The organism is uncultured Microscilla sp., from assembly GCF_947493425.1.
In the GTDB taxonomy this organism is placed as follows: domain Bacteria; phylum Bacteroidota; class Bacteroidia; order Cytophagales; family Microscillaceae; genus Microscilla.
This window is the reverse complement of record NZ_CANLRP010000010.1, coordinates 50,063-66,175: the sequence shown is the minus strand read 5'-3', so window position 1 is coordinate 66,175 and position 16,113 is coordinate 50,063. Positions and strand designations below refer to the sequence as shown.

Below are 16,113 nucleotides of genomic sequence, written 5' to 3'. Positions count from 1 at the left end.
AAGTTACTCAATCAAACTATTTTACAAAAAGATGAATACAGTATCCGAAACACTTTCAGTCTCTCAACTCAGTCACTTTCGCAAAACCCTGCATCAATACCCGGAAGTGTCAAACCAAGAGTATAAAACCGCCCAACGAGTAGTTGATTTTCTCAAAAAATACTCGCCCAAGCAATTGCTAGAGCAAGTAGGAGGCACTGGTGTAGTGGCCACTTTTGAAGGAACTCAGCCAGGCAAACATGTATTGATTCGTTGTGAGTTAGACGCCTTGCCTATAGCCGAAATCAATGATTTTGCCCATAAGTCTATCAGCGAAGGAGTGGGACACAAGTGTGGGCACGATGGGCACATGACGATAGTGGCTGGGTTGGCGCCTTTTTTACAAGATTTGCCAAGGGGCAAGGTAAGCTTACTTTTTCAGCCTGCTGAAGAAACCGGAGAGGGAGCTTTGCAAATGTTAAACGACGAAAAATTTAAAGCAATTCAGCCCGACTATGTGTTTGCACTGCACAATCTGCCAGGTAGCCCGTTACATCAAATATTAGTAAAACCAGGTGCTTTTTGTGCAGCATCTAAAGGCTTGATTGTTAGACTTATAGGAGAAACATCGCATGCAGCCGAGCCTCAAGATGGTAAAAGCCCGGCATTGGCAATGGCAGCTATTGTGCAAATGTTGGATGGTTTGCCCAAAGCCCATAGTTTTGAAGATTTCACGCTTATCACAGTTGTCCATGCCCTATTGGGCGAAATAGCTTTTGGTACTACTCCAGGCTATGCTGAGGTAAGGGCTACCTTGCGTACTTTCTCAAACAAAGACATGCAAAAACTTACCAATGAGGCAGTAAGCCAGGCTCAAGCCATTGCTCAAAAATATGACTTAGGCATTGAAATAGCATGGACCGAATCCTTTGCTGCCGCAGTGAATAACGCAGCTTGTGTAGAAACGATTAAAAAAGTAGCCGAAAGCAACGAACTGGAGTTGAAACAGGTAACTGCACCTATGAAATGGTCAGAAGACTTTGGGCAGTTTACTGAACGTTATCCAGGCGCATTGTTTGGATTAGGGGCAGGCGAGCATCACCCACAGTTACACAATCCAGATTATGACTTTCCAGACGAAATATTACCTACAGGTATAGCCATGTTTTGGGGTATTATACAAGAGAGTCTATTATAGCCTTACTCCAATCAATAAAATATCATCACGTTGCTCGGTATCGCGCATGTAGCGCTCTAGCAGCGTGTTTAAAAATACTTTTTGCTCAAGCAAAGGCAAGTGATGTATTTTTGCCAGGGTGTGTTTGAGACGACGAGTACCAAACTTTCGTCTTTTGACATTATTTTGATCAGTAAAGCCGTCTGACTTGAGGTAGAGCAAACTATTGGCAGGCAGGGTAAGGCGGTGGTTCTCAAAGCCCAGAGGGTGTTTTATTTCTCTGCCTATGGCCCTTCTACTGCCTTTTATTTCCTGAAGGGTAGCATCATTTGCGTCAACATAAACCAAATGGCTTTTAGCACCAGCAAAATCGATTTGGGTTTGCCCATCAGGTAGTTTTTCTACTACTACTATAGACATATCCATTCCTCCATCGCTATGTACCCCATTTTTGGTTAATATATTCAATACTTCGTTATCCAGGCGTGTCAAGATTTTTGCTGGATTAGTAATCTTTAGAATATTTACAATTCGATCGAGCAACATGTGCCCAATCAAAGACATAAAAGCACCCGGTACGCCGTGCCCGGTACAATCTACTGCCGCCAACACTACCTTATGAGTATGGCTGAGCACCGAAGGGTTGGCAGGGCGAGGGAAAGTGTCTTGATGTGGGTGAGTTTTGATAGGATTGATCCAGTAAAAATCGCCCGATACCACATCTTTAGGCTGATAGATGATAAAGTAGTCGTTGAGGAGTTGGTCAAACTTACTCTGGTGAGGCAAAATAGCTTGCTGAATATTATTGGCTGCCCTGATGCTGCTATCTAGTTTATGGTTGGTACGGGCAAGTTCTTTGTTTTTGGTTGCAATAAAGTCTTGTTGGGTCAATACCTCCTCTTGTTGTTGTTGTAGCTCCTCATTTTGGGTCAGTATCTCACTGTTGGCCTTCTTGAGTTCTTGAGTACGTTCTGCTACTTTTTGCTCCAGTTCTCTTTTGGCATTCTTTTCCAGTGAGAGAATCTTGAGCTGAGCTTCTTGTTCTTTCTTAAAATTAAGGTAAATATTGTGTCCCAATCCAGCACCAAACATAATGTTTTGCCACAAAATACCTGCCTGTAAAAATAAACCTGGTTCAATATCAGTAATAAGCCCTAGTGAAGCTACACTGTTAAGGGTTAAACCGGCCAAAAACAAAAAACTACCCACCAGCAGATATTTGGCAAAAGTGGCTCCCTTATTATAAACAATCACTATTATTGTGATGCCTGCGACCATATTTGCCAGGTTGATGATTGACAACATGTTGGTAGCCACGGCGTGCTTGTACTGATAAAGTAATATTCCACTAATGAACAAGGCCATTAAACGGGTGATAATCATCAACACCAGGGCATAGTCTATATACTTTGATAATTGGCGAGTATGAAGCACTACCCGCATAAACTGGATATAAGAAATACCTGCTAATTGACTTGCTATCAGCCATATAATGTAATCATGAATGTTATTGTTGCTTATGAAGCTCAAATACCCATAACTAGGGAGGTAGCCTATAGAAAAACTAATAGTTTGTAAGGCAAATAACAGATAAACTACCTCTTTGGTACTAATAAAAACGGTCATGGCAATGAAAAAAATAAGCCAAAAAAAGCCATGAAATACCCCTTGCGTAAAATTTTGTCGTTTGTTATGGGCTTGTTGACTTTGATCGGTTACTAGCTTGGCCTGAAAATCTATAGCCTGAGAAGAGTGGTTGTGTATTTTGTAATAGATGGTATACAAACCCTGAGGAGTCAGGCGTACTTCGGCAAGTTGATCGTACCAGTTACCCAACCCATGCAATCGGTCTTTAAAGTCAATCATGACCCCAGTACTTTGCCTGTCTTGAAAAGCCGCTGCCTGATGATCGTATACATACACATGGGTAGTATCATTGACCCCTAAATATAAAAAGCCTTTAATAAAACGAATACTGGTATTGTGCACTTTCAGTTTCACCCAATAAGTATAGCTTGAGTTGATAGGCTGTTGGTAGCTCTGAAGGGGAGTAAATTGGTGGTTGTACTGATGTTTAATATCAGAAAACGATAATCTGTGGGTAGGGTCAGCCAGTACTTGAAGGTAAGGTGCAAGATCTAAATCATCAAAATCAGGGTTATTAAGGGTAAGTAGTGACTCGCTTGTCGCAGTAGGTTGGGCAAAAGGCAAATGTATATTTAACAGCAATAATGCAGCAATAAGCCATAATGAGGTATATGTAGCAAGAGCGTGAGTCATTAAAAAAACTTAAGTTATGATGCAAAGCCTGGCAATGAATATGATAAACTTAAGACATATTTGCAAAACCAGCTGTATTGAGTAAGCTTTTATCCAAAAAAGATACAAAAAACTGTTTTTCCCCTATATTTTTTTCAAAAAAACTATTATAAACTCTATCGCCTTGTTTTATACTTTTAAAACAAACCTAACCTTTATACTCCCTCCAGGCTGTTGCCTGACATACCTGTGTGGTTATATTATTTAGTACAACCACCAAAACACAGCCATACATACAATATTTTCTTTCTTTTCAAATGCATTGTTTTGCAACTTTGGGTAAATGGTTGTATTATTAACTATTCATTAATTAGTATAATTTTTTTGGTAAACACTGGTTTGCCAATGGCAATATATCAGGCTTCTTATGGTAGTGCTTTCAGTTCCTGAAAGTATCTCTGAGAAGCTTTTTTTATGACCTGACCTTGAGAGTATTTCTTAGGGAAGGCGTCTGACTCAATCACAAAATAATCAACAAACTTTAAACAAATTTATTGATGCAAATAGGAGACAATGCACTTAAAGCAGTAGGCATGCCTGAGTGTCATGGAAGACAGTTTTTGGATGCTGCTGAGCAACAAAAAACCATTATCATGTCACGAGCACCTGGTAAATATGCCACTAAGCTTATAGAAGAAGGGTACGCTTCTAAGGGCTTTCATAATAAAGCCAAGTCTTGCAACTGGGGCCCTATGGCAGGTTTTGTAAACACTCATCCACTATTTAGCAAAGCTGGGCTTACTGTAGACGGACAAAATAGCCAGAAAAAAAGCATTAAAAAAGCGTTCAAAGCTGGGGCACAATCCACTCAAGTGGTGATTTCGGAAGCGCGCCGTCTGGAACTCATCAATGACTTAAGGTTGCTAAGAGAAATACCCGAAGATTCAGGTTTGAAGCTATTTCGTGAAATGAATAAGCTGGGTGATTTGACCCCCACCTGTTACAAGTTTTCTCCATTGATGACCCACGTCAAGGGCGATTATGTCAAGGAAGCTTCAGGTTACCGTTTTTACCTCAAAGAACGTTTCTTGCGTACTTCGGGCGAATTTACAAGTTGGCAAAGTGCTTTTGTCAATACCTCATTGCCCAAACTCTGGGAGGTATACTACACCGTTCCCGAAAAACCAGCCGTATTCTTACCTGTCAAGTCATTTGTTGATCCTAACTTTAAAAAAGTAAATATGGATGATTATATGAGCGACAGAGTTATTCATTTATACGCTACGACTGCCGATTTTGACTTGTTTTCGGTGTGGGCAGACCGCACTTTGGTACAGCAGCAAATGACGCAATACAAACTCGATGGAAAGCCCGAAAAGGCTGAGGAGTTGGAGTTGATGTCCAGAGAAATGGATATGCGTCCAGCGGCTACCCTTACCCTCTTTAGTTACTCTGCCACCGAAGTGCACGAAGATGCAGAGGTGGGCAATATTACTCCCCGCCTCTCTTTACTTAAAAATATATTGAATGAAAAGTTCAAAAAAAACTGCGGGTATAATATGGGCAACCTGGTACACCATAGTGATGAGGCTGGTCGCCCAAAAATAGATGATGTAGACTATCCTTTTATTGCTTTTTTGCCCGATAACAACGAGGTGGCCACTGCTTATAAAAGCAGAATTATTACCATAGATGGCAACGGAGATTATGAAACGGTCAAGCGAGAGTTTAAAGGCTTGATAGACAAGGCAGTGAAGGCAAATTTTAGGGTAGGCTTGAACCCTGGTTGGGCTAAAGACCTGGGCGAAGATAAATATTTGCAATATATCATTGCTTCTAATCCTAAAAACAATCCTTTCAGAAAACATTACAAAGAACCTACTGTGGTAGGCTAATCGCAAACTAACTATGGAAACACAAGATATAATGGTAGCCACAGGTTTTTCGGAGCTTGTAAACCAATTAACCCCACATAATGGTCAGATTAATCTGCCGCTTGGTAAACTTACCGACAACTTTGATGCATTCTTAAAGAATGTCTATTTCAAAGAAGGGAGTGTCATTGCCATTGACCAGGCAAGTATAGAAACCAACGAACAACTACAGTTGGTCACTATTACAGGTGTATCAAGTTTTATGAACGTGCCGAGTATGCCCTTAACAGCTTCTTTTGCAGTAGATGCTGAGGGTGAGATAAGGGCTGTATTGAAATATATGCTCATTGATGCCAGCAAAACCTCTGGCTTCTGGAAGTTTAGCGATTCGTTTAAAACATTGCCTGCTTTTGGTGATGCGTCAGCAGCATCGGGTTCTTTGCTTGATGATCTGAAGTTTAAAGAGGCCTCTTTTGTAGTAGCTTCTCACGCTGGGTATGACACTTCCCTGGGGCTCGACTTGGATGCTGGGGTAAACTTTGGTGGTATAATGAAGCCACCAGCGCAACTGGGCATTTTAAAGAATAGTTTGGGCGAAATGGATGCCTTGACAGTGTCCGGTTTTATCAATGTGCCCTCCGACGAAAAATACATGTATAACCCTGCGCTCGAACGAAATGTAGCCAGTAGGAGAGGGTTTCCCTGGCTCACGGGCAATAAGTTGCCAGGAATTCACTTGCATGTTGATCTGGGCATAGATATGACAATGGGAGGGATAGAGCTCACAAACAGTATTTACCAAATATATACACCTTTAAAACTGGGGTGGCAAAATATGGGCAAGAGCTATCAGCCAATTGCTGCATATACAGCCACACTTGACCTGCCCAAAGCCGACATTACCCTAGACATTGTAGGAGAAATAAGTGATGAAACTATTGCAGTAGAAGCTTTATGTGAGGGAGTGTCGGTAGGTAATCTTACTGACCTTGCCGATATTTCGGGAGGTGACAATAGTTTGAGCGATACGTTGCCTGATATAATGACCAAACCCCTCAATGCCTTAAAAAAACTGGAGTTGACCAACCTGGGCTTCTCGTTTAGTTATGGCAACAGTGGTTTTAGTATTGGCTACCTTGCAGTACAGGTGGCGATGGAAAACCTTAATTGGCAAATATGGGACGACCATATTGTGGTAAACGAGCTTGGATGTCGTTTTGCCGTAAACAATCCATTTAACAACCCTCAATTTGAGACTGGCTTTTGGGGTAAAACTGAAATAGAAGGGGTAGAGATTGACCTCGAAGCCAATAGCCGCGATGCTTACCTTATTTCTATGCGATTGGGCGAAGCGCAAACTCTGCCTATAAGAAGCTTAATGAAAAAGTTTGCCCCTGAAATACCTGCTTTGCCCAATATGGCAGTAAACGACTTAGTGTTGATGGTGTCTATGGGCAATTTTATTTCGTTTTCGGGTGGTTTGATGGAAAAACCAGACAGTTGGTCGCTAGACCTGGGACCACAAAAGCTTACGTTTTCTAATATTCGTTTTGACCTGAAAATACCTAAAACAGGCAAAATAGGAGGGAGTTTCAGAGGAGAAGTAGGCATTGGCAAAAATATACGCCTTAAGGGTTTTTATGCCATTCCGGGTGACTTTAAGATAAAAGCTGAGTGTGATGAGCTAAATTTTAAAGAGTTAGTGGGCAAACTATCCAAGGAAAAACTATCGTTGCCCAGTGGTTTTGATATGACTTTCTACAACTCTTCTGTTTTGCTTAAGAAAGACAGTGGAGGAATGGCTTTTCAAATGGGCACCCGCTACGAAGATGATGCTTACTTTGCGCTCGAAATAAAAAAAGTAGAGGGGAAGTGGGGAGTTGCCGGAGGACTTTCTTTGTTAGATGCTCAACCGTCTAAATTGCCTGGGATGAGTTTTCTTGAACCCTTCGAGAAAGTAGCAGACTTACAAGACTTTACCTTGGTGTTGGCAAGCTATAGCGATGCTGCTTTTAAGTTTCCTGGAATGGAGCAATTTGCTAACCCTGCGCTTACCTCGTCCAACATTCCAATGCCTGCTCAGGCAGGAGGTTTGGTGGCTGGGTTGAACGTATACGCCAAGTGGAAGATAGATACTAAAAAGAAGGAAATGAAGCTACTCAAGCAAGTTTTAGGGCTTGACCCTGAACTAGGGGTAACACTTCAGGTGGGCCAAAATCCTTCTAAAGACACCCGTTTGTTTGTGAGTTATACTACCGAGCTTATGAGCAAGCATCCGCTTCAGGCAAAGTTTGGTTTCGCCATGAATAACGGCACCCCTGAGCTATTCCTTGCCGGAATGTTGCAAATGAAAATTCAGGGCGAAATGTGTCAGTTTGATGTGGCAATGAGCTTAGTAAAGGGAGGGTTCTTCTTTTCTGGAAGCATGAAAGGCACCCTTCAGTTTGGCGATTTGCAGTTGAGCAACCTTGCCTTGGCTTTAGGATTCAATTGGGGCGGTATTCCAAGTTTGGGTATTGCGGGCACCATCAACTTGCCCGATTTTACTAGTTCTATTGCTGTATTGTTCGACTCCACTGACCCTTCTAAAAGTTTGCTTGCTGGGGCAATCAGCGATTTATCTTTGGGAGATATTGCCGAAACCATTGCCCAGACTGACATCCCTGACGACATAGAGGGCATTTTGGATGGCATAGAAGTCAAAGGAAATCGCCCTTTTGATATTCCTCTCACTGAGACTGATAACTTTAACGACCAGGATTTGACTGCCATATCGGCGGCTTTCCAAACCTATGGCACAGTGTCGGTGCCCTCTACCGAAACCTCTGCTTTGTTTGTAGTAAACAAACCGGGCAAGTCGTGGAGCCTGACCGATATGCCCAATAATATGCGCCACTATCAAATAGAAAAAGTGGGCAAAAACCTGCGTGTGTCATTGAACCCACAAATTTATCTGGCACCAGCTGGTGCACAAATGGGTACGTTGGTGTTTCCACAGGGCTATTTTATGAGTGGCACGCTGTCAGTGTTAGGCTTAGAGTGGAGCACTCAAATAGACATACGCACCAACAAAGGGGTGGCAGCTCAGTCTTATCTCAATAAGCCGCTGGTGATTTATAATAAAAATTTCTTTGAACTGTCAGACGTAGAAGGTAAGTCGGGGCCTTTCTTTTCAGTGTCTACTTTCTTTCAAAACGAACTCAAAAACCCGGAACTGCGCCCTCCTCATTTGTACTTTAGTGGACGCTTATTTTTACTGGGACTAGAGTCTGAAAGCTTTGTGAAAGCTACCAAAAATGGTTTTGCTTTTGCCTTAAGTCGTACTGTTGACATCAAAATACCAGGCAAGGCGTTTTCTGGTAAAGTGTTTATGGAGTCGCTCATCAATGGACACTTTGAGTCGGTTAAAAACTTTGGCGCAGGTGGGGACTTTACCCTTAAATTTGAGGGTAAAATAGACCTTGCCAAGTTAGGGTTTTTGGGAGATGTGGTAGACGATATGGGGAAGATTAAAATAGACCTGAACGTAGACGCTGACCTGGAATTGGGCTACGACGGCAAAAAAGCTTTTGTAAACTTTAGTGGAGGGTTTAAACTGCAAGACATCAAACACAACTTTAAGCTAGAGCTGAAGGCTACCAATGCCGATATGAAAAAGGCAGGCGAATGGGTGTTTGACGAGATCAAGCAAATTGTAACTGAGTTGTTTGACACTGCTGAAGAATGGATGAATGCCATAGGCGATGGTTTTGTTGAAATGGGCAAAGGTGCCGAACAGGTGGCCAAAGTATTGGGTAAAGGCTATAAGAAAAGTGTAGAAGAAGCTGCCGAATTGATGCACGAAGCTGGTGAGAGCTTTGAAGAAATGGGAAAAGCTTTTAAGAAGGTGTATGGCACTACCGCCAAGGCTTTTGCGCCTATTATGAAAGACTTGGGAGCCGGAGCAAATGAAATAGCTAAAGACCTGAAAAATGCTTTCAATACTGGTACCAAAGACGTGGCCAAGATACTGGACGAAGTAGGAGAGTCGCCTGAAGCAGTAGCTGGCGCGTTGAAGTCTGCCTACAAGCAATCGGCTAAACAAGTGGCACAAACTCTGAAGTCTATTGGCAAAGATGCGACTACTATTGCCAAAGGGCTGAAGTCTGCCTACAAGCAGTCAGCCAAGCAAGTAGCGCAAACGCTTGATTCGGTAGGTGTTGATGCTGGTGCAGTGGGCAAAGCTTTGCGTTATGCTTATAAACAATCGGCTAAAGACGTAGCCAAAACAATGAAAGACATTGGCAAAGGAGGCGAGGCTATAGGCAAAGCGTTGCAAGTTGGGTTCCGCTACAGTGGTAAAACAGCCGCCAATATGATGAAAAGCATAGGCGTAAGCAGCAGCGAAATAGGCAAAGCGTTGAAAAACACCTTTAAAATGTCAGCAAAAGACTTTACCAATACCTTTAAAAGTATAGGTAAGGGTGCCAGTGACATAGGTAATGCATTGAAAAACACCTATAAGCAAAGCGCTGAGCAAGCCCTACGTTTATTGAACGGAGCAGGTATTAGCAACCACGACATGAGTAATATGTTGAAAGGAGTATACAAGCTCAGCGCTGAAAATACCGCCAAAACTTTTAAGAAAATTGGCAAAGGTGCCAACGAAATAGCCAATGTCATGAAGTCGAGCTATAAACAATCAGCCAAAGACATGGCAAAAGTATTGGATAAAGCCGGAGTGGGTGTAGAAGAAGTAGGGGGCGCGTTGAAAAGTGTATATGGACAATCTGCTGAGCAAGCCGCCGGAACGTTGAAAGACATAGGTAAGAGTGCCAAAGATGTGGGTAAAGTATTGAAAAATGCCTATAAACTAAGCACTAAAGATACCAGTAAATACCTTAAAAAGTCATTTAAATTGGGCAAAAGTGGGCTCAAAGATGCCTTGAAAGGAGCTGGTTATGCGAGCAAGGAAGTAGACAAAGTGGTAAAGAAACTTTGGAAAAGCCTTAAGTTCTGGTAGAATATTTTGGTGAATAAAATGAAAGGCGTGTACCAAAAGCATGCGCCTTTCTTTATATATGGAAGGTTGTCTACTCTTCGATTTTGTCACTTCTTTGCCCATATTTTACAATCCCGACAAAGAAAACCCCGCCAATGGCATTGCCCACAATCGAGCATATCTCAAAAGAGAGGTAATCGGCAAAAGTGATTTTTGGACTGGCCAACATACCCGAAAAAACCTCTATAGAACCCACTATAGAGTGGTGCAAACCTCCAATGCCAATAGTAGCAGTTACTAGTATTACGACTATAATACGGCTCATAGAATCACTTACCGAAGCCACCAACCAAGACAACAAACCCATGAGCCATCCGGCAAATATGGCGCTCACCAGGATAATATTCCATGGAAAGTGGATAAGGTGCTCGGCAAGGTAAGTAAAGGCTTCAGGCTTGATAATGTCCATTGCTGTAGTAAAATCTACCAATAACACTGAAAATAAAAAGCCACCTGTAAGGTTGCCAGTAAGAATAATGCCCCAAAGTACCAATAAACTCTTGAGGTTAGAACTACCATTGAGCACAGGTAAAATAGCCATGGTGGTATGTTCAGTAAATAACTCTGACCTGCCTATGACTACAAAAATGAATCCTATGGGGTAGGCAAAAGCCAGTATTATATGCAGGGTGGCTCCGCTTACCTCCCCATGAAACAATGAATATAAAGCGCCTATTAAAAATACACTAAAGCCCACTTCTAAACCCGCAGAAAAAGCAGACATGAGCAACCTGAAGTTCGACCTGTGATACTCATGAATGGCAGTATTGATCTGCTGATCGAGTATTTCATCTACTTGTTTGGGGTGATTATAACCTTTTTTCAAGAGCTTTGAAGTTTTATTGATTAAACTTTAATAAAAAACAGTATAGATTATATGATATTATGAATGCTCTACTTTGTATTAAAAAACAAAAATAAGGCATTTTACAAATTCACGCATAATCTGTGTAAAGTAAAAACCAAGTGTATAAATATTATTGTAATAAATACTTGGTGAATATAAGCAACAATAGGCATATATTGTTTTTTGAGCTTAAATATTCCACCGTTAATTACGTACCAACTGGCTGAAAGTAAAGAATGATTGGGAAAAGCCAGGTATAATTAAAGATTTTGTAAAAAGCATTTGATAAACAGGTTCCAATGATTGAATTAAAACAAGCAAAAACCAAGGAAGACTTTGAGGTAATAGAGCAAATAGCCCATATAGTAATGCCTGAAGCATACAAGGAAATAGTGAAGCCTGACCACCTCAGGTCATTTCTGTATAATTACCAAACAGTTGAAGCCATTACGAGGCAAGTAAATGAAGAAAACTATGCCTATTATTTATTGTCTTTTCAGGGAAAAGTAGGTGGTTATCTGGGCATTGAGTTTCACGCTGAGCATATTCACTTAAGCAAAATATATGTGCTCAAAGAATTTAGAGGTAAAAAACTAGCTAAAACAGCATTGGGATTTATAGACCAAATTGCCAGAGAAAAGGGGCTAAATTCCATAGATTTGTTTGTACACATACAAAACACAGGTAGCATTGAAGTATACAAAAAATTAGGCTATACTATTGTAGAAACACTCGATAACAACTATGGTGATGGATACATAGAAAAAGAGTACAAAATGGTGAAAACACTTGTATAATAAGTACTAAGGCAGAATTAAATATACCCAATAAGTAGGTGTAACTAACTTATGATGAGCAAGTTGTTCTTGCTTGTGGCACCGATATACATCGGTATCTAAGGACTTTCTGCTACTTACTGTTGGTCTGTTTTGCACCAAAAAGACGTTGAGGTTCAAAATAAATGCAATCATGATTGAGTTAAAACAAGCAAAAACTACTGCAGACTACCAAACCATAGAACAGCTGGCCAGAGAGATTATGCCCGAAGTATATCAGGGTATTGTGCCGCCAGCTCATGTAGATTTTTTTCTGACTACTTTTCAAACAACCCACGTCATTGCCAGGCAAATTAATGAAGCACATTACCAGTACTATTTGTTGTGGCTCAATGGTCAAGTCGCCGGGTATTTGGGTATACAATTGTTGAGTGATCGTATTCACCTAAGTAAATTGTATGTTTTGAAGAAGTTTAGAGGTAAAAAACTAGGCAAGGCAGCTTTAGAGTTTGTAGATAAAGTGGCTCAGGAAAAAGGGGCAAACCAGGTAGACTTATTTGTGAATATAGGCAATAAAGAGACAATTAATTTTTATAAAAAAGCAGGGTATACCATTAGCGATACTGTTACTCATCAATATGATAATGGCCACTCAGAGACGGATCATAAAATGGAGAAGGTGTACGGTTAACACTTTTTTTCAATGGTTTAAATAAATAAAGCAAACAACTTGTTCAAGCTGTCATTTTATGAACGATAGTTCAGTGTAGTTAAAAAAATACTATGATAAGTTAATAATATATTGTAGAGTAATTGTTTGGACATTAAAGAGAGGTTTTTTTACGTGAAAATATTACAAAGCGTTCTTTTAGTCAGCAATTTGACTGATCTTTACATACTTAAACCTTTTGAGACATTTAACAATGGAAATCACACGATCGAAGGAACAAGGCCAAGTATTATCATTTGAAGATACTTCTGTTGCGTTTGCTCATAAGTCAAACAAAGAACTACGTAAGATGTACTGGCTATTTGCTATGATGAACCGTCGCTGGATGGTTAAAACCGGTACTGGATTTGTAAAATGGGCATTCAAGTTCCGCTTGCCTGTAGTAAAATGGGCAGTCAAAAATACCGTATTTGCCCACTTTTGTGGAGGGCAAAGCATCGAAGACTCTCAAAAAACCATTGACACCCTTGCCAGATTTAATATAGGGACAATACTGGACTATTCGGTAGAAGGAGAAAAAACCGAGGAAAGTTTTGAACAAACTGCCCGTGAAACCATCCTCACTGTAGAAAAAGCTGCCCAGCAACCTGAAAAAATTCCCTTTTGTGTATTTAAGGTCACCGGATTAGCTTCTTTTGATTTATTGGCAAAAGTACAGGCAAATGATCAACTTTCTGAAACCGAACAGCAAGCCTGGAAACGTGCCCTGCAAAGAATAGATAATGTTTGCCAACAGGCTTACGAAAAAAAGGTGCGTATTTTTATAGATGGCGAAGAAACCTGGATTCAAGACACTATAGACCAGCTCGCTTATACTATGATGCAAAAGTATAATCGTGATATGCCCATTATATACAATACTTACCAAATGTATAGAGTGGCATCGTTGGCTAACTTAAAGCAAGCCTACAAAGACGCAGAGCAAAACAACTATTGGTTGGGAGCCAAGCTTGTGCGGGGAGCTTATATGGAGAAAGAGCGTGCGCGTGCCGAAGAAAAAGGGTACCCTGATCCTATTCAACCCAATAAAGCTGCGTCAGACAAGGATTTTGACGCTGGGATTACTTTTTGTGTAGAACAACGTCATCGGATTGCCTTGTGTGCAGGCACACACAATGAGCAAAGTAGTTTACTGCTTACTCAACTAATGGATCAATATGGTGTGGCGAAAGACGATCCTAATACTTATTTCTCTCAATTGTTTGGTATGAGCGATCATATCTCTTTTAACCTTGCCAAGGCTGGTTACAATGTGGCTAAATATGTGCCTTACGGCCCCATAGCATCTGTAATGCCTTACTTGATTCGTCGTGCAGACGAAAATACTTCAGTAGCCGGGCAAAGTAGTCGAGAGTTTATGCTAATTCAAGCAGAACGAAAAAGGCGTAAAGCAAAATAAGCAATAATGTTTGAGCCTGGTTAACAACAAATTACTTGTTGTCAACCAGGCTTTTTGCATGATAGTGATTGAATTGAAAATAAAAAAGTAGAATCTTGCCCAGTTAAGCTTACCTTTACTTGCCAAAATAGTAACTTTGCCTATCTATCAGGTCCAACGTTGTCTGAAAGCCTTTTCCCTTTTTATCCATAGCAAGGTATCTCTTGAAATTGCATAAAAAAGAGTTAAAAAATAGTTCACTACCCATATTTATAATAGTTTCGTACGATATGTGTTATTATATAAAATAAGGAGTAATGGATTGAAGCACCGATCAAGCCCCTACAAACAATGATGTCATTGACCAAATAACTTAACCGTGAGGGACATCCCCTAAAAATAATTTTGTATATATAAGTAACAATGAATAGAAAACATATAAAAACACCATTGTTTTATTTGCTATTGGCAATGGTATGTCTGAGCGCCTGTACAAAATCTACCCATCTTACTGTAATTCCTCATAATGCTACCTTTGTAGGCAAAGCCAATATGGTAAAAATTGGCTTGAAAATTCCTCGTCGTAAAGCTTTTATTAATGAAGTGTTAGGCGAAGTGATGGGTAATGAAAGCAAAGACAACTTTGGAGAAATGAAAAATACAGGAATCAATTTTTTGACTCCTTATATATTTGGAGGCAAAACAGCCTTGAATAAAGGCTATTTTGCCATAGCATTGCCGCTAAATAACGCCAAAAAATTAGAAGAGTTTATTCTGAAAATGGATAAAACAGCGCGTATTCAGGTCGAAAAAACTGTGAAATATATGGAGCTGGGTAACGGCAATATACTGGGTTGGAATACTAAAAACCTATTATTTCTCACTTCGGTAAAATTGAAAGATAACCGAAACCTTAAAGAGGAACTATTTAGGTTACACAACTTGAGTGGGCGTAAAATGCTGCTCAGTGCCAATAAAAACTTCAAGGTTTTTCAGAAAACCAAATCAGACATGGGGTTGTGGCTTAATATGGCTGAACTGAATAAAACCAAAACAATCCAGTTAATTACCAGCAAAGCAGACCTGACAGACAATTATAGCCATGTGTTTACCAATTATAAAAAAGGTAAAATTGAAATGGAAGTAAATTATTTTGCTGGAGACAGTACCCAACAGAGCTATAATAATTTATTTAAATCTGCCATTACAAGTAAACTTGTCAATAGTATCCCATTAGACAACCCTTTGCTGTTGGCAGCTACCAGCTTTAGTATGGAAGGGATCAAGCAATTGCTAAAAGATAAAAAACTATATGCAAGAGTAGATAAGAGTGTACGATCGCTGGGAACCAACTTCCAGGAATTGACCAATATGCTGAACGGAGAGTTGGTGTTTGGCTTGAGCGATATACGCCTGGTAGAACGCGAAAAAAAGATTATAGATGAATATACCAAGGAGGTTTTTATAGAAAAAGAAACCCGCCCGGTAGCTGATTTTGTAATAGCAGCAGGAGTAGAGAATGAAGCTGTGTATAAACGTTTGATGAAAACCTTTTTGCAGAGTGGTATGGTACAAAAAGATGGAGGACATTATACCTTTTACAAAGAATTGTTTATGATTGAAAAAAACAAAGTGCTGTATTTTACCAATAATGCTCGCCTAAGAACAGGTATATTGAACGATCAACACATGCAAAATAGTGGAATTCTTCAATTTATGCAGGGTAAGAGTGGTGCTATTCAAACAAATGCACACTTTGCCAGCAAGCTTGGGCAGTCGGCTACTTTTATGAAAATACTCAGGGATCTTAAGTTTCCTGCCATCAATAATATCAGGATGTACTTTACCAACGAAGACAAAAAAACTATTCAGGGCAAATGCGTCATCAATTTTAAGAACAAAAGTGAGAACGCATTGGTAGTTTTGTTTAATGCATTTAAAAAAGACTTGCTAAAGAGTGCACGCAAAGGAAAATAAATGAAGCATACGAAGACTAAATCGAGTTGAAAATTTCTTAAAAATTAAAATAATACATATACTTGTAGACATCAA

At 40.2% G+C, this 16,113-nt stretch carries 9 protein-coding genes; 7 read left to right on the top strand and 2 right to left on the bottom strand.

Going from position 1 to position 16,113, the window contains the following annotated elements; genetic code table 11:
* The first annotated feature begins 31 nt into the window (after positions 1 to 31).
* On the top strand, positions 32 to 1,177 hold the full coding sequence (locus Q0954_RS05005) for an amidohydrolase (protein WP_299454463.1): 1,146 nt from the start codon (positions 32 to 34) through the stop codon (positions 1,175 to 1,177).
* Here Q0954_RS05005 and Q0954_RS05000 read toward each other — a convergent pair.
* Complete coding sequence (locus Q0954_RS05000; protein WP_299454460.1) at positions 1,172 to 3,436, bottom strand: SpoIIE family protein phosphatase; 2,265 nt, start codon at positions 3,434 to 3,436, stop codon at positions 1,172 to 1,174. The genes Q0954_RS05005 and Q0954_RS05000 overlap by 6 nt on opposite strands.
* 536 nt (positions 3,437 to 3,972) lie before the next feature.
* Between Q0954_RS05000 and Q0954_RS04995 the strand changes: the two genes are divergently transcribed.
* Positions 3,973 to 5,310, top strand: a complete 1,338-nt coding sequence (locus tag Q0954_RS04995) for an anthrax toxin-like adenylyl cyclase domain-containing protein (RefSeq protein WP_299454457.1) — start codon at positions 3,973 to 3,975, stop codon at positions 5,308 to 5,310.
* Between the two features lie 13 nt (positions 5,311 to 5,323).
* Positions 5,324 to 10,291, top strand: a complete 4,968-nt coding sequence (locus tag Q0954_RS04990; RefSeq protein ID WP_299454454.1) for a hypothetical protein — start codon at positions 5,324 to 5,326, stop codon at positions 10,289 to 10,291.
* Positions 10,292 to 10,361: 70 nt separating this feature from the next.
* On the opposite strand, the gene Q0954_RS04985 is transcribed toward Q0954_RS04990, so the two are convergent.
* Entirely contained in the window at positions 10,362 to 11,156 is a 795-nt protein-coding gene (locus tag Q0954_RS04985) for a formate/nitrite transporter family protein (protein WP_299454452.1), read from the bottom strand.
* Positions 11,157 to 11,476: 320 nt separating this feature from the next.
* On the opposite strand from Q0954_RS04985, the gene Q0954_RS04980 reads away from it, so the two are divergent.
* From Q0954_RS04980 to Q0954_RS04965, 4 genes are all read left to right on the top strand, one after another.
* Entirely contained in the window at positions 11,477 to 11,974 is a 498-nt protein-coding gene (locus Q0954_RS04980; protein WP_299454449.1) for a GNAT family N-acetyltransferase, read from the top strand.
* A gap of 172 nt (positions 11,975 to 12,146) precedes the next feature.
* Entirely contained in the window at positions 12,147 to 12,644 is a 498-nt protein-coding gene (locus tag Q0954_RS04975) for a GNAT family N-acetyltransferase (protein WP_299454447.1), read from the top strand.
* A 232-nt stretch (positions 12,645 to 12,876) separates the two neighbouring features.
* On the top strand, positions 12,877 to 14,082 hold the full coding sequence (locus Q0954_RS04970; protein WP_299454444.1) for a proline dehydrogenase family protein: 1,206 nt from the start codon (positions 12,877 to 12,879) through the stop codon (positions 14,080 to 14,082).
* 402 nt (positions 14,083 to 14,484) lie between these two features.
* On the top strand, positions 14,485 to 16,038 hold the full coding sequence (locus tag Q0954_RS04965; RefSeq protein WP_299454442.1) for a hypothetical protein: 1,554 nt from the start codon (positions 14,485 to 14,487) through the stop codon (positions 16,036 to 16,038).
* Positions 16,039 to 16,113 lie beyond the last annotated feature (75 nt).